This is a genomic window from Pseudomonas parasichuanensis (assembly GCF_021601385.1).
Taxonomy (GTDB): Bacteria; Pseudomonadota; Gammaproteobacteria; order Pseudomonadales; family Pseudomonadaceae; genus Aquipseudomonas; species Aquipseudomonas parasichuanensis.
The window spans coordinates 16,656-40,487 of the sequence record NZ_BQHO01000043.1 but is presented as its reverse complement, the minus strand read 5'-3'; the positions used below and the strand labels follow the sequence as shown (position 1 = coordinate 40,487).

The window sequence follows — 23,832 nt, the reverse complement described above, 5'->3', positions numbered from 1 at the left end:
TCTGATGCGCTACAACCTCAAGCGGCTCCATAGCTACAACGGCTATGAAACGCCGGTAGCCATGGAGGCAAAGCTCAAAGCGGCGGCATAAACCTTAATCGGTGTCCAAAATTACTTGACCAGATCAGTTCACCCGCGAATGCGTCGGCGGCCTCACCACCGTATTCGCGGGTAAACCCGCTCCCACAGGGTCTTTTGATTGCGCTATGGGTAGCACAGCAAAAAAGGGCACCCGAAGGTGCCCTTTCGTTCATCCCGCCAGCACTCAGTTCAGCGCAGGCTTGTCGCCATTGATCGGGATGCGCTTGGCCTTGGCTTCTTCCGGCACCACGCGCAGCAGCTCGATGCTGAGCAAGCCGTTGGCCAGGCCGGCGCCCTTGACCTCGATGTGGTCGGCCAGGCGGAACGACAGCTTGAAGGCGCGCTGGGCGATGCCCTGATGCAGGAAGGTGACGCCTTCGTTGCCGTTATCGCGTTTGCCACCGGACACGGTCAGGACGCCTTTTTCGACCTGCAGGTCGAGGTCCTGTTCCTGGAAACCGGCGGCGGCAACCACGATGCGATAGTGGTCTTCACCATGCTTTTCCACGTTGTAGGGCGGGTAGCTGCTACCGGCCTCATTGCGTGCTGCAGCTTCGAACAGGTCGTTGAAACGGTCGAAACCGACAGAGTTGCGGAAAAGAGGTGCGAGAGAGAAAGCGGTGGTCATGGTCATAAACTCCTGAGATTCAGCAAGTAAGTCACTACGCGACCCGACTTCGGCATCGCGTACTCAAGAGATAGGGTCGGGCAAAACGCTTTCAAGGGGCCGACAAAAAATTTGCTTGCCATTCATCGCCGGCAAGCCGGCCCCCACAGGCCTTTGGCGTGACGCGGCCCCTGTGGGAGCCGGCTTGCCGGCGATAGGGCCCGATCAGGCGACGCATTCTTCGAACACTTGCGACTCCACGCCCAGCAACCTGCTGATCCGCTGGCAATCATCTTCCCGGCGCAGTTCGGCGAACAACGTCACCGCCTCGGGATAACCCCGGGTCAGCATCGCCAGCCACTGCTTCATGCGCCCCGGCGCATAACGCGGCGACAGCTTGGCCTGGGCCTGACGCCAGAACTCGCGCAACAACGGCAGCAGCTCGTCCCAGCTCATCGGCTGGTAATCACGGCCATCGCGAGCAGCTGCGATCTGCAAGGCCAGGTCCGGGCGCGACACCAGGCCGCGACCGAGCATGATGTCCTCGGCGCCACTCACCTCGCGGCAGCGGCGCCAGTCGTCGACGGTCCAGATCTCACCATTGGCGAACACCGGTACCTTGACCACGTCCTGCACCCGCGCCACCCACTCCCAGTGGGCCGGCGGCTTGTAGCCCTCGACCTTGGTCCGTGCATGCACCACCAGGTGCGCCGAGCCGCCTTCGGCCAATGCCGTGGCGCACTCCAGCGCGCCATCCGGGCTGTCGAAGCCCAGGCGCATCTTCGAGGTCACCGGAATATGCGCCGGTACGGCGCGGCGCACCTCACGCACGATGGCATGCAGCAACTCCGGCTCCTTGAGCAGCACCGCCCCGCCACGCGACTTGTTGACGGTCTTGGCCGGGCAGCCGAAGTTCAGGTCGATCACCGGCGCCCCCAGTTCACAAGCCAGCGCCGCGTTCTCGGCCAGGCACACCGGGTCCGAACCGAGCAGCTGCACACGCATCGGCACGCCGGCCGCGGTGCGCGCTCCCTGGCGCAGCTCTGGGGCCAGTTTGTCGAACGAGGATTCCGGCAACAGGCGGTCGCAGACGCGGATGAACTCGGTGACGCACCAATCGATGCCACCCACCCGGGTCAGGACGTCGCGCAGGATGTTGTCGACCAGCCCCTCCATCGGGGCCAGGGCAATTTGCATGTGAGGGTCTCGGGGCGCAAAAGGCGGCAGTCTAGCAAAAAACCGCCGCGTTTCAGTTGCCGATCAGCGCCGCGCCATAGCCGTCGAGGAACTCCGCCGGCATGCGCCGGGGTTTGCCGCTGGACAGCTCGATGCAGGCGAAGGTGGTGTGTGCACGCAACAGGGTGACGCCGTCGCTCGGGCGCTTGAGCTGGAAACGCCGGGTCATGCGCAGGCGCTGGTCCCAGTCGACGATCCAGGTGGCCAGTTGCAGCTCGTCATCCTCGTAGGCGGCAGCGAGGTAGTCGATCTCGTGGCGCACCACGGCCATGGCCCGGTCCAGGCGACGGTACTCGGCCAGGTCCAGCCCCAGGCGCTGGGAGTGGCGCCAGGCGCAGCGCTCGAGCCAGGTGACGTAGACCGCATTGTTGGCGTGGCCGAGGCCGTCGATGTCTTCATGGCCGACGCGAAGGTCGATGGTGAATGGTGCCGCCAGATCCCAGCTCATGCCCGCTCCTGGTTGTTCGTGAACGGGCAGAGTGTAACGGATGCTCAGGCGCTTTGTCGGGCCCGCTCATTGGTGCGGGCCAGCAGTTCGAGCACCGCCTCGCCCAGCCGCGGGTCGGCCAGCACGCGCACATGGCCGCCCTCTTCGAGCAAAAGCAGGCGGCTGTCGAACCAGGCCTTGTGAATGACCTGCGATTCACCAGCCGGCACCAACAGGTCATCACTGGCATGCACCACCAGGCCCGGCAGTTCCAGTTGATAACCGGTGACATCCAGCCGTGCAATCTGCACGCCGATATCACGCTCGACCTGGCGAATGAAGGCCGCCCTGGCCCGCGCCGGCAAGCCCAGATGCCGGGCGAAACCGCGCATCACCCCCAATAACTGTGCGGGTGCAGCAATGCTCACAGCCGCTTCGGCACGCAACCCCCACTGCAGCGCCAGCATCACGCTGGCGCCACCCATGGAGTGGCCAATCACCGCGCGCAGCGGCGGCAACTCGGCAGCGGCTTCCAGCAATGCGCGGGCGAACAGCACCACATGGGCCTGATGCCCTGGCGAGCGCCCATGGCCCGGCCCCTCCAGCGACACCACGGTGTGACCGGCAGCGACCAGGGTTTCGATCAGTGCGGCGAACTGGGTTGGCCGCCCTTCCCAACCGTGCATCAGCAACACGGTCGGCCCTTGCCCCCAACGCAGCGCCGACAACCCGAAGCGCAGGGTGATGCGCTCGGCGCGAGCCAGCAGCGGCAACTCCCACTCCTTGGGTGGCAGGGTGCGTGGGCTCATGAAGGCGCGGCGCATCTTGCCGGCAACGTGTTCGGGGGCCAGGTGGCCGAGGGTGCCGTTGACGCCACGAATCCAGCTCAGGGTACTCATCGCCATGCTCCAGGAATGAATGTGCTCAGATCACCGCCGATTTGGCGGCACGCAGGACGCGATCGGACAGCTCGCCAGTGCCCAAGGCCCTCGCCACAGCCAGGCCACCCACCATCAGGGCGAAGTCGGCCAGGGCCTTGTCCATGTCCTCGGGGCGGTCAACCATCTGCGCGGTCATCAGCTCGATGTGCTCGACCAGTACTTCACGAAAAGCCTCAGGCAGGCGCTGCATTTCGCTGAGTGCATTGGGCAGCGGGCAAGCCGCCACTTCGGCGTCACGGTGCTTGCGCGAAAGATAGAAAGCGGCGACCAGTGCACGACGGCCAGCGCCGTCCAGGCTCGGATCGACCCCGGCGAGCAATGCCCGGCGCTCGGCCAGCAACTGGCTGAAGGCTTCCAGCATGAGTTCGTCCTTGCTGTCGAAATGGGCGTAGAAGCCGCCCACCGTCAACCCGGCAGCACCCATGACCTGGCTCACGCTGGGCTCGGCCGGCCCGTGCTGGATCAACGCGCCACGCGCCGCTTCGAGGATGCGTTCGCGCGTCTTGCTCTTCTTGTCGCTCATGGCTCACCTCAAAATATTATGATCGACATATTATGCTTATCATATTTTTAGGCAAGCAGAATCTGCGGCGAGTGATGAGCCGGCGGAAAATTCTCAGGGAGCAGAAAAAACAAAAGGCCCATTCAATAATCGAATGAGCCTTATAAGTCCCGCAAAACGCGGGTAAAAAATGGCGTCCCCTAGGGGACTCGAACCCCTGTTACCGCCGTGAAAGGGCGGTGTCCTAGGCCACTAGACGAAGGGGACGTAACCTTCGTGCCGGTCCGTTTTCACGAACCGCGGCGAATTGGTGGAGCTAAGCGGGATCGAACCGCTGACCTCCTGCATGCCATGCAGGCGCTCTCCCAGCTGAGCTATAGCCCCGAGTAAAACAAAAGGCTCATCCATCTGATGATGAGCCTTTCAACTCCCGCAAAACGCGGGTAAAAGTGGCGTCCCCTAGGGGACTCGAACCCCTGTTACCGCCGTGAAAGGGCGGTGTCCTAGGCCACTAGACGAAGGGGACGGAACCTTCGTGCCGATCCGTTTTCACGAACCGCGGCAAAATTGGTGGAGCTAAGCGGGATCGAACCGCTGACCTCCTGCATGCCATGCAGGCGCTCTCCCAGCTGAGCTATAGCCCCGGATTTCTAGCCTCTCGGCCCAGCGACATGGTTACACATCGCTTGTGCAAAACTGGCGTCCCCTAGGGGACTCGAACCCCTGTTACCGCCGTGAAAGGGCGGTGTCCTAGGCCACTAGACGAAGGGGACGAACCTTCTTACCTTCAAGACCCGGTTGCTGGACCCGGTCTTGCTTACCGGCAATGCCGTTAAGCGGAATTTGGTGGAGCTAAGCGGGATCGAACCGCTGACCTCCTGCATGCCATGCAGGCGCTCTCCCAGCTGAGCTATAGCCCCACAATGTCGCTTTGAACCGAAGCGCTGGCTGGGTGCCTGGCGTCTCGTTTTCGTTCATCGCTGTGGACGGGGCGCATATTAAGTTCCGATTGCAGGGCTGTCAAACGAATTTTTGAAATTAATCAAAAATTTTTTCACAGATAACAATCACTTACCGCCCTGCCCTGCTGATTCTTGGTGTTGCGGCCTTGTAGGAGCGGCCTTGTGTCGCGAAAGGGCCGCAAAGCGGCCCCAGCGATTTTGCGTCGAGGCGCAAATTGTGGGACCGCGTTGCGGTCCTTTCGCGGCACGAGGCCGCTCCTACAGGGGGCAGGAAAAGCTATCAGGCGATGTTCGCCAGCAGCTTCTCCCACTCCTTGTTTTCCTTCTTCGACACACCACCCAGCAGGTCGATGGCCTGGCGCAGACGGTAACGGGTCAGGTCAGGGCCGAGGATCTCCATGGCATCGAGCACCGACACCGAGCTGGCCTGGCCAGTGATGGCGGCGAACATCAGTGGCATGGCATCGCGCAACTTAAGCTCCAGCGACTCGACCACGGCCTGGATGCAGCCGGTGATGCGGTCCTTCTCCCACTGGCGCAGGCTTTCCAGCTTCCACAGGATCAGCTGCATCACCTGGCGCACCTGGTCGGCCGACAGTTTCTTGCTCTCGAACAGCTTGGCGTCGAGCTTCAGCGCGCCTTCGAAGAAGAACCCACCCAACGGAGCAACCTGGCTGAAGGTTTCCACCCGGCCCTGCACGTGCGGGGCAATCTTCATCATGTAGTCGCTGTTGAAGGCCCACTTCTGCACGCGCGCGGCAAACTCCTCCACCGGCAGTTCACGCAGCCACTGGCCGTTGAGCCAGGACAGCTTCTCGATGTCGAAGATCGGGCCGCCCAGGGAGATGCGCGACAGGTCGAAGTGCTCGACCATCTCGGCCAGCGAGAACTTCTCGCGCTCGTCCGGCATCGACCAGCCCATGCGGCCCAGGTAGTTGAGCATCGCCTCGGGCATGAAGCCCATGCGCTCGTAGAAGGTGACCGAGGTCGGGTTCTTGCGCTTGGACAGCTTGGACTTGTCCGGGTTGCGCAACAGCGGCATGTAGCACAGCTTGGGCTGCTCCCAGCCGAAGTACTCGTACAGCTTGATCAGCTTGGGCGCCGAGGGCAGCCACTCTTCGCCGCGCAGCACATGGGTGATGCCCATCAGGTGGTCGTCGACCACGTTGGCCAGGAAGTACGTCGGCAGGCCGTCGTTCTTCATCAGCACCTGCATGTCCATGCGGTCCCACGGGATCTCGACATCGCCACGCAGCATGTCCGGCACCACGCAGATGCCTTCGCTCGGTACCTTCATGCGGATCACGTGCGGCTCGCCGGCCGCCAGGCGGCGCTGCACTTCTTCATCGCTCAGCAGCAGGGCGCGGCCGTCGTAGCGCGGGGTCTCGCCGCGGGCCATCTGCTCGGCGCGCATCTGCTCCAGCTCTTCGGCGGTGCAGAAGCAGTAGAAGGCGTGGCCTGCGTCGACCAGCTCCTTGGCATATTTGGCGTAGATCTCGCCACGCTCGCTCTGCCGGTACGGGCCGTGCGGGCCACCGACGTCCGGGCCTTCATTCCATTCGATGCCGAGCCAGCGCAGGGCGTCGAAGATCTGCTGTTCCGACTCGCGGGTGGAGCGCAGTTGGTCGGTGTCTTCGATACGCAGGATGAACTCACCGCCGTGCTGCTTGGCAAAGCAGTAGTTGAACAGGGCGATGTAGGCAGTGCCAACATGGGGGTCGCCAGTGGGCGATGGCGCGATACGCGTGCGAACGGTGGTCATGGAGAGTCTCGAACGAAGATTCAAACAAAGGCGGGATGTTAGCAGGGAGCGGGCACTGGGCTCCAGCAATGGCGCTATCGTCACTTGTGACGGTACCGGTTGCAGCTGTTAAATTTGCTTACACTTCTGGAACCATAGTCCTCATGCCCGCCCAACTCAAACGCCGCTTGCTGATCTTCATCACCCTGGTCGCGCTGATCGCCCTCGCCTTCCTCGCCCACTGGTATTTCAAGGGGCGCTTCTTCGAGAGCACCGACAACGCCTATGTACAGGGCGAGATCACCCGCGTTTCCAGCCAGCTCGGCGCGCGCGTCGACGAAGTGCAGGTGGAAGACAACCAGCACGTCAACAAGGGCGACCTGCTGGTGCGCCTGGAAGTCGCCGACTTCGAACTGGCCGTGGCTCGCGCCCGCGCCACACTGGCCACCCGCGAAGCTGAGCTGGTACAGGCGCAAAGCCGGCTGGCCCAGCAAGGCAGCCTGATTGCCGCAGGCCAGGCCCAGGTGGCCGCCAACCAGGCCACCCTCGACCGCTCGCAGCTCGACCTCAACCGCGCCCAGGCCCTGCGCAAGCCCGGCTTCGTCTCCGAAGAGCGGGTCACCACCCTCTCGGCGGAAAGCCATGTGGCCCGCTCCCAGGTGGACAAGGCCCAGGCCGACCTCAAGGGCCAGCGCCAGCAGGTCGATGCCCTGAGCGCCGAACTCAAGCGCCTCGACGCGCAGATCGCCAATGCTCGCGCCGACCTGGCCCAGGCCGAGATCAACCTGACCCGCTGCGAAATCCACGCGCCGATCAGCGGCACCATTGGCCAGCGCAGCGCGCGCAATGGCCAGGTGGTGCAGGCCGGCGCCTACCTGCTGTCGATCGTCCCCGACCAGGACATCTGGGTGCAGGCCAACTTCAAGGAAACCCAGATTGGCAAGATGCACCCCGGGCAGCGCGCCGAACTGCTGTTCGACAGCTACCCCGACACCCCGATCGAAGGCCGCGTCGACAGCCTGTTCGCCGCCTCCGGCGCACAGTTCAGCCTGCTGCCGCCCGACAACGCCACCGGCAACTTCACCAAGGTGGTGCAGCGCATCCCGGTCAAGCTGACCTTCGCCGCCGACAACCCGCTGCATGGCCGCATTCGTCCGGGCATGTCGGTGACGGCCACCGTCGACCTGCGCAGCGAAGACGACAGCCACGATGGCCGGTGACCAACTGCTGCGGCCCAGCGCAGAGCCCACCCGGCGCGACTGGATCGCGGTGATGAGCGTGATGCTCGGCGCGTTCATGGCGGTGCTGGACATCCAGATCACCAACTCTTCACTCAAGGACATCCAGGGCGCGCTTTCGGCCACGCTCGAGGAAGGTTCGTGGATTTCCACCTCCTACCTGGTGGCCGAGATCATCATGATCCCGCTGACCGCCTGGCTGGTGCAGTTGCTGTCGGCCCGGCGCCTGGCGGTGTGGGTGTCGCTGGGTTTCCTGGCCTCGTCACTGCTGTGCTCGATGGCCTGGAACCTTGAGAGCATGATCGTGTTCCGCGCCCTGCAAGGCTTCACCGGCGGCGCGCTGATCCCACTGGCGTTCACCCTGACCTTGATCAAGCTGCCCGAACACCACCGCGCCAAGGGCATGGCCATGTTCGCCATGACCGCCACCTTCGCCCCATCGATCGGCCCGACCCTGGGCGGCTGGCTGACCGAGAACTGGGGTTGGGAATACATCTTCTACATCAACATCCCGCCAGGGCTGCTGATGATTGCCGGGCTCATGTACGGGCTGGAAAAGAAAGAGGCCCACTGGGAGCTGCTGAAAAGCACCGACTACGCCGGCATCGTCACCCTTGGCCTGGGCCTGGGTTGCCTGCAGGTGTTCCTTGAAGAAGGCCATCGCAAGGACTGGCTGGAGTCCAGCCTGATCGTCGGCCTGGGCAGTGTCGCCCTGGTCAGCCTGATCCTGTTCGTGATCCTGCAACTGTCCCGCCCGCACCCGCTGATCAACCTGCGCATCCTCGGCAACCGCAACTTCGGTTTATCCAGCATCGCCAGCCTGGGCATGGGCGTGGGGCTGTACGGCTCGATCTACCTGCTGCCGTTGTACCTGGCGCAGATCCAGGGCTACAACGCCCTGCAGATCGGCGAAGTGATCATGTGGATGGGGGTGCCGCAGCTGTTCCTGATTCCACTGGTGCCGCTGTTGATGAAGGTGATCTCGCCGAAGGTGCTGTGTGCCCTGGGCTTTTGCCTGTTCGGCGTGGCCAGTTTCAGTTCCGGGGTGCTCAACCCGGATTTCGCCGGGCCGCAGTTCAACCAGATCCAGGTGATCCGCGCCCTTGGCCAGCCGATGATCATGGTGACCATTTCGTTGATCGCCACGGCCTATATCCAGCCGCAGGATGCGGGCTCGGCGTCGAGCCTGTTCAACATCCTGCGCAACCTCGGTGGGGCGATTGGCATCGCCTTGCTGGCGACGCTGCTGGATGCGCGGGCCAAGGTGTACTTCGACTATTTGCGTGAAGCACTGGTGCCGAGCAACCCGCAAGTGGCCAAGCGTCTGGCGCAACTGACGGAGCGGCTAGGTAATGAAACGGCGGCGCTGGGCAAGCTGAGTGAGATCACCCACCAGCAGGCGATGATCATGGCCTACAACGATGCGTTCCACTTTGTCGGGATCGGTTTGGCGGTGAGCATGCTGGCGGTGTTGTTGACGCGCAAGTTGCCCCAGGGGTTGAAGGCTGGAGAGGCGCATTGAGCCAGGCGCACCCCTTGTAGGAGCGGCCTTGTGCCGCGAAAGGGCCGCAAAGCGGCCCCAGGATTTATGAATGTCACAAGATTGTCGGGGCTGCTACGCAGCCCTTTCGCGGCACAAGGCCGCTCCTACAGGGGTAGCGCCCGCAAGGTTTACCCTCAGCTGGCGATCAGGCGCTCGCGTAATTTGCCGATCTCGTCGCGCAACTGCGCCGCAGCCTCGAACTCCAGGTCGCGGGCGAACTGGAACATCTCCTCCTCCAGCTGCTTGATGCGCTTGGTGATCTCGGCCGGGGTCTGCAACTCGACTTCGTAACGCCCGGCCTCCTCTGCCGCCTTGGCCATGCCCTTGCGCTTCTTGCTGCGCGCACCGGGCACGGTGGCCCCTTCCATGATGTCGGTGATGTCCTTGACCACACCCTTGGGCACGATGCCGTTGGCTTCGTTGAACGCCACCTGCTTGGCCCGGCGTCGCTCGGTCTCGTCGATGGCGCGCTGCATGGAGCCGGTGATGTTGTCGGCGTAAAGGATTGCCTTGCCGTTGAGGTTGCGCGCCGCCCGGCCAATGGTCTGGATCAGCGAGCGCTCGGACCGCAGGAAGCCTTCCTTGTCGGCGTCGAGGATGGCCACCAGCGACACTTCCGGCATGTCCAGGCCTTCACGCAGCAGGTTGATGCCCACCAATACGTCGAAAGTGCCCAGGCGCAGGTCGCGGATGATCTCCACCCGCTCGACGGTATCGATGTCCGAGTGCAGGTAGCGCACTCGCACATCGTGATCGGCCAGGTAGTCGGTGAGGTCTTCGGCCATGCGCTTGGTCAGGGTGGTGGCCAGCACCCGCTCGCCCAGGGCGACGCGCTTGCCGATCTCGGACAGCAAGTCGTCGACCTGGGTGAGCGCCGGGCGCACTTCGACCTGCGGGTCGACCAGGCCGGTGGGGCGCACCACCTGCTCGACCACACGCCCGGCATGTTCCGCTTCGTAAGGGCCGGGTGTTGCGGAAACGAAGATGGTCTGCGGGCTGACCGCTTCCCACTCGTCAAAGCGCATGGGCCGGTTGTCCAGTGCCGATGGCATGCGGAAACCGTACTCCACCAGCGTTTCCTTGCGCGAACGGTCACCTTTGTACATGGCGCCGACCTGGGGTACGGAAACGTGGGACTCGTCGATCACCAGCAGCGCATCGGCCGGCAGGTAGTCATACAGCGTGGGTGGCGGCGCACCGGCCGGGCGCCCGGAAAGGTAGCGCGAGTAGTTTTCGATGCCGTTGCAGTAGCCCAGTTCGAGGATCATCTCCAGGTCGAAACGGGTACGCTGCTCCAGGCGCTGGGCCTCGACCAGCTTGTTGTGCTTGTGCAGGTACTCCAGCCGCTCCTTGAGCTCTTCCTTGATACCGTCCACCGCTTCGAGCAGCGTTTCGCGAGGCGTCACGTAGTGCGACTTGGGGTAGAAGGTGAAGCGCGGCAGCTTGCGGATCACCTCGCCGGTCAGCGGGTCGAAGGCGGCGATGTTCTCTACTTCGTCATCGAACAGTTCGATGCGGATGGCCTCCAGGTCCGATTCGGCCGGGAACACGTCGATCACATCACCGCGCACGCGAAAGGTGGCGCGGGCGAAGTCCATTTCGTTGCGGGTGTACTGCAGCTCGGTCAGTCGGCGCAACAGCGCACGCTGGTCGAGCTGGTCGCCACGGTCGACGTGCAGGACCATCTTCAGGTACGCCTCGGGGCTGCCCAGGCCGTAGATGCACGACACGGTGGTGACGATGATCGCGTCGCGCCGCTCCAGCAGCGCCTTGGTCGCCGACAGGCGCATCTGCTCGATGTGGTCGTTGATCGAGGCATCCTTCTCGATGAAGGTGTCCGACGACGGCACGTAGGCTTCGGGCTGGTAGTAGTCGTAGTAGGAGACGAAGTACTCGACGGCGTTGTTCGGGAAGAATGCCTTGAACTCGCCGTAAAGCTGCGCCGCCAGGGTCTTGTTCGGCGCCAGCACCAGGGTCGGGCGCTGCACCTGCTGGATCACGTTGGCGATGCTGAAGGTCTTGCCCGAGCCAGTCACCCCAAGCAGCGTCTGGTGCGAAAGCCCGGCCTCGATGCCCTCGACCATCTGGCGGATGGCTTCGGGCTGGTCGCCGGCCGGCTGAAATCGGGTGACGAGCTGGAATTCGGACATGACGGACCTCATGGATGTCGCGGCAACTGTAAATTTAGCCAGTAGTCTATACGCAAATGCGCCCGCCGGGCGTGGCTTTCAAGCCCAGCCAAGCAGCGCTCATGGCAATGGACTAGGCAATTCGACCAATGGTCGAAAAATATTTGCGCAAACAGCCGCAAAAGCTGCGCCAGACTGTCGCAGTGACCGGGCGGTATCACTATACTGACTCCCCGTTTGTGCACCGCTTCAGTGCATTCGGCTGGAGCGTGGCAACCCCTATCACTCTCCTATCAGAGCCAAGGTAACAATGAGCCTGTTTTCCGCTGTCGAGCTGGCACCCCGCGACCCTATCCTGGGCCTCAACGAAGCATTCAACGCCGACCCACGTACCGACAAGGTCAACCTGGGCGTAGGCGTCTACTGCAATGAGGAAGGCCGCATTCCGCTGCTGCGCGCAGTGATCGAAGCCGAAACCACCCGTGCCGCCCAGCACGCCTCCCGCGGCTACCTGCCGATCGACGGCATCGCCCAATACGACCAGGCCGTGCAGAAACTGATCTTCGGTGCAGACTCGCCGCTGCTGGCCGCTGGCCGCGTGGTTACCGTGCAGGCCGTTGGCGGTACCGGCGCTCTGAAGATCGGTGCCGACTTCCTCAAGCGCCTGGCACCGGGCGCCGTGGTCGCCATCAGCGACCCGAGCTGGGAAAACCACCGCGCGCTGTTCGAAACCGCGGGCTTCCCGGTACAGAACTACCGTTACTACGACGCCGCCAGCCACGACGTCAACCGTGCCGGCATGCTCGAAGACCTGAACAGCCTGCCGTCGGGCTCGATCGTCGTGCTGCACGCCTGCTGCCACAACCCGACCGGCGTCGACCTGTCGCTGGACGACTGGAAGAACGTGCTGGAAGTGGTCAAGGCCAAGGGCCACGTGCCGTTCCTCGACATGGCCTACCAGGGCTTCGGTGACGGCATCGCCGAAGACGCCTTCGCCGTGCGCCTGTTCGCCGAGTCGGGCCTGGAGTTCTTCGTCTCCAGCTCGTTCTCCAAGTCGTTCTCGCTGTACGGCGAGCGTGTCGGTGCACTGTCGATCGTCACCGCCTCGAAAGACGAGAGCACCCGCGTGCTGTCGCAGGTCAAGCGCGTGATCCGCACCACCTACTCCAACCCACCGACCCACGGCGCGACCATCGTCGCTACCGTGCTGAACAGCCCTGAGCTGTGCCAGATGTGGGAAACCGAACTGGCCGAGATGCGAACCCGCATCCATGGCATGCGCAAGCAGATGGTCGACTTGCTGAAAGAGTACGGCGCCAAGCGCGACTTCAGCTTCGTAGGCCGCCAGGCCGGCATGTTCTCCTACTCCGGCCTGACCGTAGAGCAAGTGGCGCGCCTGAAGAACGAGTTCGGTATCTACGCGCTGGACACCGGCCGCATCGCTGTCGCCGCCCTGAACCAGAGCAACATCCACGTGGTCACCAAGGCCATCGTAGAAGTTCTGTAACTCCTTGATTGCCAAGGGGAAGCTTGACTTCCCCCTGGCAATCGGTAAGATACGCCGAGATTCCGCGATAGCTCAGTCGGTAGAGCAAATGACTGTTAATCATTGGGTCCCTGGTTCGAGTCCAGGTCGCGGAGCCAAACACTGAAAAACCTCCAGTTGCGCAAGCACTGGAGGTTTTTTATTGCCTGCGCTTCAGGGTTTGGTCAGCGTTTCGGTCACCGGCTTGCCCTCATCCACCAGGCTCCACACCAGCAGTTTGGCCGGCGCGGTCTTGCTGGCGTTGCTCGAGACGCTGTGCACGGTGCCGGGCGCTTCGTACCAGAACTCACCGGCCTTGTAGGTTTTCTGCGGCTCGTCGTTGAGCCTCGAGACAACCGCACCTTCCAGTACATAAGCCATGACCGCGCCTGGGTGCCGATGGGCAGGCGAGGCCTCGCCCGGTGCGTAGCTGACGGTGAGCATCACCGCTTTCTTGCTCGGGGCATTGCTGGGCAGCTGCTCCTGGAGGATTTTCACCTGGTCGGGATGCTGCGCGTCGCCATGCGCCCAGGCAGGCACATTGGCGCCCAACAAGCCGAGGGCAACAAACAGGCTAAGGGAAAGACGGGGAATGCTCATGAACGGGGATCTCCTGATTGGCTGTGGCCCTCAGGTTATGCCCCGCCTGAAGCAGGGAAAACGGCCAATCCGCGGAAAAAACAGGAGGCCGATCTTCAGTCAGGCATCCCGCCCGATGGGGTAGAACTGGCCGTGACTCCACACGCCGAGCCATTCCTCGCCGTCGACCTGCCGTGGCACTGCCAGCTCCACCAACTGGTAGAACACGTTGCGATGAATCAGCGCTTCGAGGTTGCCACGCATGAGCACATAGGGCGCGGGCTCCTGGGTGATCGGGTCGATCACCACCCGCAGCGGGTTGGCCGGGCCGGCTTCGACTTGGTCATCAACGTTGCTGGTAAAGCGCAGCACCTGCTGCTCTCCACTCCCCTGCACATCCAGCAGCACCGCAACGAAGGGCGCATCATCAACGCGAATACCGACTTTTTCCACCGGCGTGACCAGGAAGTAGTCGTCGCCATCGCGGCGGATGATGGTGGAAAACAGCCGGACCATCGGTTTGCGCCCGATCGGCGTGCCCAGGTAGTACCAGGTGCCGTCACGGGCGATGCGCATGTCGATGTCACCGCAGAAATCCGGGTTCCACAGATGCACCGGGGGCAGCCCCTTGTGCGCTGGGATCTGGCTCAGGAGATCGTTGGCCTTGCCGGAGTCGGTCATATCACGCTCGCTTACTTGCTCATGCCCAGGAGGCTACGAGCGTACTCGCGCATGGGCGCGGCGAGCAAATCCTGCGGGGTATTGTCGTGGAACGTCAACAAACCGCCACGGCTCTTGATGCGGGCTGTATCGATCAGGTAGCGGGTGCTGGTCTCGATCAGCATCATCTGTACTACACCAGTGTCCCAGCCCAGGCGGTCGACGGCCTGTTCGTCATACCATTCATCGCCATTGCCGATACGGTCATCGGTGCGGGCGAAGCGGGTGTACAGCACGTAATCGGCGCCGACCGAACGGGCTTCGGCGATCGCGTCCTCAAGGCCCAGCGGGCCCTGGGCGCGGCGCACCAGCGGAAAGTACTCGATGAAGCTCTTGAAGGCCTCCTCGGCCACGGCGTTCTGGCGCGGCTGCGGCCCCTTGCCCGGCGGCATGAACGCGCCCTGGCCAATGAAGATGAACGAATCGGGCTGCAGGCGGATGGACAGGGTGCGGGTGGTGTTGCTGTGGTCCAGCAGGCCCGCGTCGCTCATCTGGTAACGGACCCCTTCCCCCATGTCGCTGACTTTCATGCAGCCGCCCAACGCCATCAGCGCCAGCAGCAAGACCAGGCTACGCATCTTTCCTCCAAAGGCCGGTGACGAAAAACCGGCGAATAGCCGCCAGATGCAGCTTTTGCGCCAGAGTCAGCCGCCGATCACCTTCATCACCATCACATCGCCGGAGAACGCCTGGTCCTGCTTGTCCGCCAGCGCCTTCACCAGCAAGCGCTGCAACGCTGGCAAGGCCTGGTGGCGCGGCTTGTCCAGCAGATCGCCGACAAAGTGACGGTTGCTTGAGGACAAGCACCCATGCAACCAGCCGGTGGACGACAAGCGCAGCCGCGAGCAGGCGCGGCAAAACGGCACGCTCTCGTTGGCGATCACCCCGAAGTGCCCTTTGCCGGGTATGCGATAACGCAACGCGGTCGCATCCACCGGGCGCTGCGCCTGCTCGAACTCATGGGTTTCGCCGATCACTGCGAGCAGTTGCTCAAGCCCCACGAACTGCTGCAGGAAGGCATTGCTGTCGCGGGCCAGGTGGCCCATGCGCATCAGTTCGATGAAGCGCAGCTCGTAGCCCCGCGCCAGGCAGTAATCGAGCAGTGGCAGTACCTGATCGAGGTTCTGCCCACGCATGGGCACCATGTTGACCTTGATCGCCATCCCTGCGGCGCTGGCCTGGGCCATGCCATCGAGCACGCTGGCCAGGTCGCCGCCACGGGCAATCCGACGGAACGCCAGGGAGTCCAGGGTATCGAGCGAGACATTGAGCCTGCGGATGCCGGCAGCGCGCAGCAGCGGCAGCTTGCGGGCGAGCAGCTGGCCATTGGTGGTGAGGCTGATGTCCTCCAACCCGAGCCCTGCCACCGCCGCCAGGAAACCCTCGAGCCGGGGGCTGACCAGCGGTTCGCCGCCGGTAATGCGCAAGCGCTCGACACCAGCGGCCTCGACCAGATACGCCACGCCGCGCCCCAGCGCCTCGGCACCCAGCTCGTCCTGCGCCGCCACCAGGCGCTTGCCATCGGGCACGCAGTAGGTACAGGCGTAGTTGCAGGCAGCAGTCAGGCTGACGCGCAGGTTGCGAAAGCGCCTGCCTTGACGATCGACGATCATGGGTGACTCCGGCATGGAAGAAACGGACCGGCGAAACCTGACTCATAAATCAGGTTTTTGCAAGTCTTCCTGTCGAAGGCAGAATCGCGCGATGCTCGCCAAACGTCGGCAAGCACCGCTCGGGCCGCTTCAGTTCGCGGTTTCGGGGTCCCGCTTGCGCTTGTTGCCCATGCGCACACCGATGTCCATGAGGAACTGGAAGAAGCCTTCCTGATCTTCCAGCACGTTGCTCCAGAACGGCGAGTGGTACAGCGCCACCGCACCGTGGACCAACGCCCAGGCCGCGCAATAGTGGAAGTACGGCGGCACGTCTTCGAGCTTGCCTTCACTGATGCGGCCCTTGATCAGCTGCGTCAGGCGGTCGAAGTTGGAGGCGCGGATGCTGTGCAGCTGCTCGACCATTTCCGGCACCTGGTTGCCCTTGACCACCTTTTCTTCCAGGCGGTCGAACAGCCGGTAGCGCTGCGGGTCGCGCATGCGGAACTCGAAGTAGGCGCGCGAGAGCGCCTCTTTGTCACGGTCGACGTCAGCGGAATGCAGCAGCTCGTTCAGGTCACGCTCGTAGTCGAGCATCAGGCGCAGATAGATCTCCGCCTTGGACTTGAAGTGCTTGTAGATCGTGCCTTTGCCGATGCCCACGGCGTCGGCGATCATCTCGACGGTGACGCTGTCTTCACCCTGTTCGAGAAACAGCTTGAGCGCCGTGTCGAGGATTTCCTGCTCGCGGCGGCGAAATTCACGGACCTTACGAGGTTCTTTGTGCATAGGTAGGACTAGGATGACAATCGAAGCCGATTATTATGCCTAACTGGCGGTAAATTGCACGGATCTTCCAAGCATGTCTGTGTTTCTTGATGAGTTCGAGCAGGCTCCGGGCCTGTGTTACCTGAACCACGCGGCGATCGCTCCGTGGCCGCGTCGGGCCACTGAGGCCGTGGCACGCTTCGCCCGTGACAACCTGCAGCGAGGCGCCAGCGACTACCCGGCCTGGCTGGCCACCGAACGGCGCCTGCGCGAGCGCCTGGCGCGCCTGCTCAACGCGCCGAGCACAGGCGACATCGCTTTGCTGGGCAACACCTCGCAAGCCTTGTCATTGGTGGCCTTCGGCCTCGACTGGCAACCCGGCGACCAGGTGATCATCAGCGACGAGGAGTTCCCCTCCAACCGCGTGGTCTGGCAGGCACTGGCAGATCAAGGCGTCGATGTGATCGAGACCAGCCTGGCCGGGGATGACCCAGAGGCTGCACTGCTCCAGGCCTGTGGCCCGCGCGCCCGGCTGCTGGCGGTCAGTGCCGTGCAGTTCGCCAGTGGCCTGCGCCTGGACCTTGCCCGGCTGGGCCAGGGCTGTCGCCAACGGGGCGTGCTGTTCTGCGTCGATGCCATCCAGCAGATTGGCGCCCTGCCCTTCGACGTACAGCACTGTCAGTGCGATTTCGCCATGGCCGACGGCCACAAGTGGATGCTCGGCCCCGAGGGCCTGGGGGTGTTCTACTGCCGCAGCACCCTGCGCAGACAGCTGAAACTGCACGCCTTCGGCTGGCACATGCTCGAACAGCTGGGCGATTTCGAGCGCCGTACCTGGCAACCGGCACGCAGCGCGCGGCGCTTCGAGCCGGGCAGCCCGAACATGCTCGGCGCCTGCGCGCTGGAAGCCAGCCTGTCATTGCTGGAGGAAGTCGGCATGCAAGTGGTTGCAGAGCAACTCGGGCGTCGCGTCGAACAGCTGCACCAGGGGCTGGCGGCGATCCCGGGCGTGCAACTGCACAGCCCGGCAGACCCAAGACGCCGTGCAGGCATCGTCAATTTCACCGTAGCCGACCGAGCCAATGCCGACATTTATCGAGTGCTAAGCAGCCATCAAGTGGTCTGCGCCCTGCGTGGACCCGGCGTGCGTTTTTCCCCACACTTCTATACCGATGAGCGCCTGATCGACGAAGCACTGCGGCTGGTCAGGCACATCGCCATGCACTGATCGCCCAAGGGACCGCCGACGTATTCCAAATCTGTTTAAAAAACGATCAGCAAGCGCTGGCAGGGCGCCAATCCTGGCCAATACTTGAATTGTTGGCGCGGCGCATCCCCCCCAAGTGGCGCGCCGATAAAGGTGCCCAGGGACCGCGTACCTTTGTTTTACTCCTAATGGTCTTAACCCGGATTCCCCCCCCAGAACCCGGGTTTTTTTTGCCCGGGTGCCAGCGACGCATTGCGGATCAGGCCACCCGTGCCAGCGGGAACAAGCGCTTGAAGTTGGCGGTGGTCTGCTCGGCCAGCTGCTCATAGCTGGCCCCGCGCAGCGAGGCGACATATTCGGCCACTTCCCGCACGTACTGCGGCAGGTTCGGCTTGCCGCGGTGCGGGATCGGCGCCAGGTACGGCGAATCGGTCTCCACCAGCAGGCGATCGACCGGCACCTGCCGGGCCACCTCGCGCAGGGCATCGGCATTGCGGAAGGTGACGATGCCAGACAGCGAGATGTAATAACCCAGGTCCAGCGCAGCCTTGGCCATCGGCCAATCCTCGGTGAAGCAGTGCAGCACCCCGGCCTGGGGCAGGCTGGCTTCGCGCAGCAGCGCCAGGGTGTCCTCGCGGGCCGCGCGGGTATGCACGATCACCGGCTTGCCGGTCTGCCGCGAAGCCTCCAGGTGCAGGCGGAAGGAAGCCTGCTGCAGTTCGGCAGCTTCGGGCTCGTAGTGATAGTCCAGGCCCGTCTCGCCGATGGCCACCACATGCGGATGGGCCAGCTCGCGCAGCAGCCACTCCAGGGCCGGCGTTTCACCCGGTGCCAGGTCCAGCGGATGCACCCCCACCGAGCAATCGACATCGGCGTACTGCTCGCTGAGCGCCTTGACCGCGCCGGCGTTTTCGGCACTGACGCCGATGCACAGGAAATGCCCGACACCGCGCTCACGGGCGGCCTGCAGGGCAGCATCGAGGGAACCCTGGTGGGCGCTGAGGTCAAGACGGTCGAGGTGGCAATGAGAATCTACGAGCATGGGAACACACACATGATTGGAACGGTAGGGATCAACGCATGCCTGGCAGCTGCACCCAATGGGCGAGCAAGGCTTCGAGCAGCAGCACACGGTTGAGGTTGGCCTTGCCCAGCACTTTCTGGCGCTGCTCGAGGATCCACGCCTGGACCTCCAGCACCTTGGCCTGGCGGCTCTTCTGCGCCAGGTACTGCAGCACCTTGCGCATGTCGGCCAAGCCCAGCCCGTCTTCGTCCTGGGTCAGCTGATAGCGCAGGATCAGGTGCGACCAGTCGCAGAACCAGTCGAACAACAGCAACAACGGCACGTTGTTCCAGGCTTCGGCCAGCTGGCTGGGCGACTGCTGTTGCTTGAGCAGCTTCTTCACGCCCTCGGTGACCAGCGCGCGCTGTTCGCGCACACCTTTTGCCTGCAGGCTCACGGCCATCAACGGCGAGCCGGCGGCCAGGGTCAGCAGTTCCTCACGCTCTTCTTCAGCACTCTCGGCAAGGGCATCGGCCAGCCAGGCACGGCTTTGGGCCAGGCTCGGCTGCGGGCAGGCGACCTGCTGGCAACGGCTCTTGATGGTGGCCAGCAAACGGCTGGGCTGGTGGCTGACCAACAGCAGCACGGTATCGCCGGAAGGCTCTTCAAGGCTCTTGAGCAAGGCGTTGGACGCATTGATGTTCATCGCCTCCACCGGCTCGATCAACACCACCTTGCGCCCGCCTTGCTGGGCCGTCTGCACGATGAACGACACCAGCTCGCGAACCTGGTCTACCTTGATCGGCTTGTCGGCCTCTTCCGGCTCCAGCACGAAATTGTCCGGGTGGCTGCCGGCCTTGAGCAGCAGACACGCCTTGCACAGCCCGCAGGCATCCAGCCCCTGAGGCGCCTGGCACAGCAGCCGCGCCATCAGCCGTTCGGCCAGGGCCCGCTTGCCGATGCCCTGGGGGCCATGCAGCAGGTAGGCGTGGGCATGCTGGCTGCGCCCGGCCAGTTGCTGCCAGAGCGCCTGTTGCCAGGGGTAGGCTTCAGCCACGGCAACGCTCCAGGAGGCCCGGTAGCAGCGCATCGATCGCACGCTGCACCGCCTCCAGCGGCTGGGCGGCATCCAGCAGGCTGTAGCGCTGCGGCTGCTGGGCGGCGCGTTGCAGGTAGGCCTGGCGCACCGCTTCGAAGAAGGCCTGGCCTTCCTGCTCGAAGCGGTCCAGCCGGCCACGGGCAGCAGCACGGGCCAGGCCGACCTCAACGGGCAGGTCGAAGACCAAGGTCAGGTCCGGGCGCAGCTCGCCCTGGACGAAGGATTCAAGAATGGCGATGCGCTCCACCGACAAGCCACGGCCGCCACCCTGGTAGGCGTAGGTGGCATCGGTGAAGCGATCGCAGAGCACCACAGCCCCTCGTAGCAGGGCCGGGCGGATGACTTGCGCCAGGTGCTGGGCACGGGCAGCAAACATCAGCAGCAACTCGGTATCGACCGCCATGGGCTCATCGCTGGGTGCCAGCAGCAGCTCGCGGATGCGCTCGGCCAGTGGCGTGCCACCGGGCTCACGGGTCATCACCACATCGACACCCTGCTCACGCAGGCGCGCCGCCAGGTAGTCGCGGTTGGTGCTCTTGCCCGCGCCTTCGGGGCCTTCCAGGGTGATAAACAAACCGCTCACGGGCGTTCCTTACTGTTTTTCGGGTGCCGGCGCCTCGGCCGGCACGGATTCATCGGTAGGCGCGGCAGCGTCGCTTTCAGGCGGGGCTGCCTCGTCGGGCGCTGCCTGCTCGTCTGCTCCCGGCTGTGCCTGAGGCGCGGGGCTGGAACGATAGTCCGCCCGCCGCTTGAGCTGGAACTCGCGCACAGCACTGTTGTGGTCATCCAGGTCATCGGAGAACACATGGCTGCCATCACCACGGGCAACGAAATACAGGCTGCTGCCGTCGCTTGGGTTGAGCGCGGCATGGATCGCCTCGCGGCCGACCATGGCGATCGGCGTCGGCGGCAGGCCGCTGATGGTGTAGGTGTTGTAGGGCGTCGGCTCGCGCAGGTCAGCCCGGGTGATCTTGCCGTTATAGCGCTCGCCCATGCCGTAGATCACGGTCGGGTCGGTCTGCAACATCATCCCCAGGCGCAGGCGGCGCACGAACACACCAGCGATCTGGTTGCGCTCCTGAGGGATGCCGGTTTCCTTCTCCACCAGCGAGGCCATGATCAGCGCCTGGTAAGGGTCGCGATACGGCAGGTCGGTCGTGCGCTCGGCCCACTCCTTGGCCAGCACTTCGTCCAGGCGCATGTAGGCCTGCTGCAACAGCTCGACATCACTCATGCCACGCACGAAGCGGTAGGTATCAGGGAAGAAGCGGCCTTCGGGGAAGACCCCGGTGTGGCCAAGCTTGTCCATCACCTCGCTGTCGGAGAGGCCGTCGAGCGTGTGCTTGAGCTTTTCATGCCTGGCCACCGCGGCTCGCACCTGGCGGAAGGTCCAGCCCTCGACCAGGGTGAGGTTGTACTGCACCACATCGCCACGCTGCCAGGCATCGAACAACTGCCCCACGGTCATGTCGGGGGTCAGGCGATACTCACCGGTATGCAGCGGGGTGCCGGCCATGTTGAAGCGCCAGTAGAGACGCAGCCACAGCGCATCATCGAGCAGCCCTTCGCCTTCCATGCGGTAGAACATACGGTTGGGCGTGGTGCCGCCAGGCACGTCGAGCAGGCGCTCCTGCGCCACTTGCAGGGGCTGCTCCAGGACCGAGTTGACCTTCCAGGCAGCCCAACCCAATGCCAGGCCGGCGAGGATCAAACCCATTTCCAGCAGCAGCAGGAATTTGCGTCTCACGAATCAGGTATCCAGTAACGTACGGGCAACGGCCTGCAGTTTACGGGTGAGCGGGCCTGCCGGCCAGTTCAGTGCAGCGAATTCACGCACGGGCCAGATGCCATAGACACTGTTGCAGACGAACACCTCGTCGGCCTGCTGCAGGTCCTCCAGCGTCAGGTCACGCACCTCGACGGCAACACTCAACAACGACGCCTGTTCGAGCAATGCGCCACGCATCACGCCAGCCACGCCACAACGGCTCAGGTCGGCGGTCAGCAGCACCTCGCCATGCACCAGGAACAGGTTGCTGTACACCCCTTCGATCACTCGCCCTTGGCTGTCACGCATCAAGCCTTCGGCATACGCGCTGTCCTGCCATTCGGCCCGTGCCAGCACCTGCTCAAGGCGGTTGAGGTGTTTGAGTCCGGCCAGCAACGGTTGTTCCGCCAACCTTGTCTGGCAGGGAAACAGCCGTACACCCTGCTCGGCGTGTTGTGCGGGATAGACGGGCAAGGGGCTGCCCTGAAGAATACGTCGAGCCTGGGCGCCGGGCGCCGAGGTATAACCGCGTTGGCTGTCGCCACGGGTGAGGATCAGCTTGGCGACCCCCTCCCCCAGCAACCGGGCGAATTGCAACAGTTCATTGCGAACCAGCATCAGGTCAACCTCGATCGCCAGGCGCTGGCAACCCAGTGCCAGGCGATCGAGATGCTGGGTTAGCAGGCTGGGCTTGCCGCCATGCACGGCAATGGTCTCGAACAGACCATCACCGTAGGCCAGGCCGCGATTCTGCAGATTGACCGCAGTCGCTTCCTGGCCATCGATCCAGCAGTGCATCAGTCGGCGAACCGGCGGAACACCAGCGAACCGTTGGTCCCGCCGAAGCCGAACGAGTTGGACAGCACCACGTCGATCGGCATGCTGCGCGCCTGGTGCGGTACGAAGTCCAGGTCGCAACCTTCGTCCGGCTCGTCCAGGTTGATGGTCGGCGGCGCCATCTGGCTGTTGATGGCCAGCACGCTGAAGATCGCTTCCACCGCACCCGCGGCACCCAGCAGGTGGCCGGTCATCGACTTGGTCGAGCTGACTGCCAGCTTGTAGGCATGCTCGCCGAACACGCGCTTGATCGCCGCTACCTCGGCGATATCGCCAGCAGGGGTCGAAGTACCGTGGGCATTGATGTAGCTGACCGCTTGCGGCTCGATGCCGGCGTCGCGCAGGGCGTTGGCCATGCAGCGCGCAGCACCTTCACCCGAGTCGGGCGGCGAGGTCATGTGGTAGGCGTCACCGCTCATGCCGAAACCGACCAGCTCGGCATAGATGGTCGCGCCGCGTGCCTTGGCGTGCTCCAGCTCTTCGAGCACCAGGGCACCGGCACCGTCGGACAGTACGAAACCGTCACGGCCCTTGTCCCACGGACGGCTGGCGCGGGCCGGCTCATCGTTGCGGGTCGACAGTGCGCGCGAGGCGCCGAAGCCACCCATGCCCAGGCCACAGGCGGCCATTTCGGCACCGCCGGCAATCATCACGTCCGCTTCGCCGTAGGCGATATTGCGCGCGGCCATGCCGATGCAATGGGTGCCCGTGGTGCAGGCGGTGGCGATCGCGTAGTTCGGCCCCTGCAGTCCCAGGTGGATCGACAGGAAGCCCGAGATCATGTTGATGATCGAGCCTGGCACGAAGAACGGCGAAATGCGGCGCGGGCCCTGCTCGTGCAGGGTGCGGCTGGTTTCTTCGATGTTGGTCAGGCCGCCGATCCCCGAGCCCATGGCCACGCCAATGCGCTCACGGTTGGCGTCGGTGACTTCCAGGCCAGCATTGCGCACCGCCTGGAAACCGGCTGCCAGGCCGTACTGAATGAACAGGTCGAGCTTGCGAGCTTCCTTGGCCGACAGGTACTGCTCGACCTCGAAGCCCTTCACCGAGCCGCCAAAACGGGTGGAGTAGGCAGACAGGTCCGTGTGTTCGATCGGACCAATGCCACTGCGGCCAGCCAGAATGCCCTGCCAGGTGCTCGGTACATCAGTACCCAGTGGCGACAGCATACCCATACCAGTGACCACGACGCGTCTACGCGACACAGTACTCTCCTTTTCCAATAACAGAGTTTCTTGCCATTGCATTCAAGGCAATGGAATGAAATGGCAACAAGCTCTAAAGGCTCGCAACACGACGCGGGTGCCTCGCAAAGAAAAAACCGCACGCC

22 protein-coding genes and 7 tRNA genes are annotated in these 23,832 nt (G+C 63.7%); 5 read left to right on the top strand and 24 right to left on the bottom strand.

Annotation, left to right across the window (positions count from 1 at the left end; genetic code table 11):
- Positions 1-265: 265 nt before the first annotated feature.
- The 12 genes from L6D77_RS24575 to gltX form a co-directional block, all read right to left on the bottom strand.
- Positions 266-709 (bottom strand): Hsp20 family protein, encoded by a 444-nt coding sequence (locus tag L6D77_RS24575; protein ID WP_110996452.1) that lies wholly within the window; start codon positions 707-709, stop codon positions 266-268.
- 204 nt (positions 710-913) lie between these two features.
- Positions 914-1,885: a tRNA dihydrouridine synthase gene (locus tag L6D77_RS24570; RefSeq protein ID WP_232885646.1), complete on the bottom strand. Its 972-nt coding sequence runs from the start codon at positions 1,883-1,885 to the stop codon at positions 914-916.
- A 52-nt stretch (positions 1,886-1,937) separates the two neighbouring features.
- Positions 1,938-2,372: an acyl-CoA thioesterase gene (locus L6D77_RS24565; RefSeq protein WP_232885645.1), complete on the bottom strand. Its 435-nt coding sequence runs from the start codon at positions 2,370-2,372 to the stop codon at positions 1,938-1,940.
- A gap of 44 nt (positions 2,373-2,416) precedes the next feature.
- A complete protein-coding gene (locus L6D77_RS24560) occupies positions 2,417-3,250 on the bottom strand; it encodes an alpha/beta fold hydrolase (protein ID WP_232885644.1) in 834 nt (277 codons plus the stop codon).
- Positions 3,251-3,275: 25 nt separating this feature from the next.
- Positions 3,276-3,815: a TetR/AcrR family transcriptional regulator gene (locus L6D77_RS24555; RefSeq protein ID WP_232885643.1), complete on the bottom strand. Its 540-nt coding sequence runs from the start codon at positions 3,813-3,815 to the stop codon at positions 3,276-3,278.
- A gap of 170 nt (positions 3,816-3,985) precedes the next feature.
- Positions 3,986-4,061, bottom strand: a tRNA-Glu gene (locus L6D77_RS24550).
- Between the two features lie 41 nt (positions 4,062-4,102).
- Positions 4,103-4,178, bottom strand: a tRNA-Ala gene (locus L6D77_RS24545).
- Positions 4,179-4,244: 66 nt separating this feature from the next.
- A tRNA-Glu gene (locus tag L6D77_RS24540) sits at positions 4,245-4,320 on the bottom strand.
- 42 nt (positions 4,321-4,362) lie between these two features.
- Positions 4,363-4,438 (bottom strand) — tRNA-Ala (locus tag L6D77_RS24535).
- 53 nt (positions 4,439-4,491) lie between these two features.
- A tRNA-Glu gene (locus L6D77_RS24530) sits at positions 4,492-4,567 on the bottom strand.
- 71 nt (positions 4,568-4,638) lie between these two features.
- A tRNA-Ala gene (locus L6D77_RS24525) sits at positions 4,639-4,714 on the bottom strand.
- Between the two features lie 322 nt (positions 4,715-5,036).
- Positions 5,037-6,518 (bottom strand): glutamate--tRNA ligase, encoded by a 1,482-nt coding sequence (gene gltX / locus L6D77_RS24520; protein WP_213660175.1) that lies wholly within the window; start codon positions 6,516-6,518, stop codon positions 5,037-5,039.
- 143 nt (positions 6,519-6,661) lie between these two features.
- Between gltX and L6D77_RS24515 the strand changes: the two genes are divergently transcribed.
- Together L6D77_RS24515 and L6D77_RS24510 are read left to right on the top strand one after the other, a co-directional pair.
- Positions 6,662-7,717 carry an HlyD family secretion protein gene (locus L6D77_RS24515; RefSeq protein WP_232885232.1) on the top strand — a complete coding sequence of 352 codons (1,056 nt, stop codon included), beginning with the start codon at positions 6,662-6,664 and terminating at the stop codon, positions 7,715-7,717.
- Positions 7,707-9,257 (top strand): MDR family MFS transporter, encoded by a 1,551-nt coding sequence (locus L6D77_RS24510; protein ID WP_269807705.1) that lies wholly within the window; start codon positions 7,707-7,709, stop codon positions 9,255-9,257. Before L6D77_RS24515 ends, L6D77_RS24510 begins: the two co-directional genes overlap by 11 nt.
- Positions 9,258-9,412: 155 nt before the next feature.
- Here the strand turns inward: L6D77_RS24510 and uvrB are convergent, their stop codons facing one another.
- Positions 9,413-11,428, bottom strand: coding sequence for an excinuclease ABC subunit UvrB (gene uvrB, locus L6D77_RS24505; RefSeq protein WP_232885231.1), 2,016 nt, complete (start codon positions 11,426-11,428; stop codon positions 9,413-9,415).
- Between the two features lie 289 nt (positions 11,429-11,717).
- Between uvrB and L6D77_RS24500 the strand changes: the two genes are divergently transcribed.
- Together L6D77_RS24500 and L6D77_RS24495 are read left to right on the top strand one after the other, a co-directional pair.
- Complete coding sequence (locus tag L6D77_RS24500) at positions 11,718-12,914, top strand: amino acid aminotransferase (protein ID WP_232885230.1); 1,197 nt, start codon at positions 11,718-11,720, stop codon at positions 12,912-12,914.
- A 61-nt stretch (positions 12,915-12,975) separates the two neighbouring features.
- A tRNA-Asn gene (locus L6D77_RS24495) sits at positions 12,976-13,051 on the top strand.
- 55 nt (positions 13,052-13,106) lie between these two features.
- On the opposite strand, the gene L6D77_RS24490 is transcribed toward L6D77_RS24495, so the two are convergent.
- The 5 genes from L6D77_RS24490 to L6D77_RS24470 form a co-directional block, all read right to left on the bottom strand.
- A complete protein-coding gene (locus L6D77_RS24490) occupies positions 13,107-13,532 on the bottom strand; it encodes a cupin domain-containing protein (RefSeq protein ID WP_232885229.1) in 426 nt (141 codons plus the stop codon).
- Positions 13,533-13,631: 99 nt separating this feature from the next.
- A complete protein-coding gene (locus tag L6D77_RS24485; RefSeq protein ID WP_232885228.1) occupies positions 13,632-14,192 on the bottom strand; it encodes a DUF1285 domain-containing protein in 561 nt (186 codons plus the stop codon).
- A gap of 11 nt (positions 14,193-14,203) precedes the next feature.
- Positions 14,204-14,809: a DUF4823 domain-containing protein gene (locus L6D77_RS24480; RefSeq protein WP_232885227.1), complete on the bottom strand. Its 606-nt coding sequence runs from the start codon at positions 14,807-14,809 to the stop codon at positions 14,204-14,206.
- Positions 14,810-14,875: 66 nt separating this feature from the next.
- A complete protein-coding gene (locus L6D77_RS24475) occupies positions 14,876-15,844 on the bottom strand; it encodes a GTP 3',8-cyclase MoaA (RefSeq protein WP_232885226.1) in 969 nt (322 codons plus the stop codon).
- A 129-nt stretch (positions 15,845-15,973) separates the two neighbouring features.
- Positions 15,974-16,609 carry a TetR/AcrR family transcriptional regulator gene (locus tag L6D77_RS24470; RefSeq protein ID WP_110995672.1) on the bottom strand — a complete coding sequence of 212 codons (636 nt, stop codon included), beginning with the start codon at positions 16,607-16,609 and terminating at the stop codon, positions 15,974-15,976.
- A 73-nt stretch (positions 16,610-16,682) separates the two neighbouring features.
- Here L6D77_RS24470 and L6D77_RS24465 point away from each other — a divergent pair, with 73 nt between their 5' ends.
- Positions 16,683-17,816 (top strand): aminotransferase class V-fold PLP-dependent enzyme, encoded by a 1,134-nt coding sequence (locus L6D77_RS24465; RefSeq protein WP_232885225.1) that lies wholly within the window; start codon positions 16,683-16,685, stop codon positions 17,814-17,816.
- 238 nt (positions 17,817-18,054) lie between these two features.
- Here L6D77_RS24465 and L6D77_RS24460 read toward each other — a convergent pair whose 3' ends face one another.
- The 6 genes from L6D77_RS24460 to fabF are packed head-to-tail and all read right to left on the bottom strand — an operon-like array spanning position 18,055 to position 23,707.
- Entirely contained in the window at positions 18,055-18,837 is a 783-nt protein-coding gene (locus L6D77_RS24460) for a TatD family hydrolase (protein ID WP_153787902.1), read from the bottom strand.
- 31 nt (positions 18,838-18,868) lie between these two features.
- Positions 18,869-19,855 carry a DNA polymerase III subunit delta' gene (locus L6D77_RS24455; RefSeq protein WP_232885224.1) on the bottom strand — a complete coding sequence of 329 codons (987 nt, stop codon included), beginning with the start codon at positions 19,853-19,855 and terminating at the stop codon, positions 18,869-18,871.
- On the bottom strand, positions 19,848-20,480 hold the full coding sequence (gene tmk / locus L6D77_RS24450) for a dTMP kinase (RefSeq protein ID WP_232885223.1): 633 nt from the start codon (positions 20,478-20,480) through the stop codon (positions 19,848-19,850). The genes L6D77_RS24455 and tmk overlap by 8 nt, the downstream gene beginning before the upstream one ends.
- 9 nt (positions 20,481-20,489) lie before the next feature.
- Positions 20,490-21,644 carry an endolytic transglycosylase MltG gene (gene mltG / locus L6D77_RS24445; RefSeq protein WP_232885222.1) on the bottom strand — a complete coding sequence of 385 codons (1,155 nt, stop codon included), beginning with the start codon at positions 21,642-21,644 and terminating at the stop codon, positions 20,490-20,492.
- A gap of 3 nt (positions 21,645-21,647) precedes the next feature.
- The gene (pabC, locus tag L6D77_RS24440; protein WP_232885221.1) at positions 21,648-22,463 is read right to left on the bottom strand and encodes an aminodeoxychorismate lyase; all 816 of its coding nucleotides are present in this window, start codon (positions 22,461-22,463) and stop codon (positions 21,648-21,650) included.
- A complete protein-coding gene (gene fabF, locus L6D77_RS24435; protein ID WP_232885220.1) occupies positions 22,463-23,707 on the bottom strand; it encodes a beta-ketoacyl-ACP synthase II in 1,245 nt (414 codons plus the stop codon). The genes pabC and fabF overlap by 1 nt, the downstream gene beginning before the upstream one ends.
- Positions 23,708-23,832 lie beyond the last annotated feature (125 nt).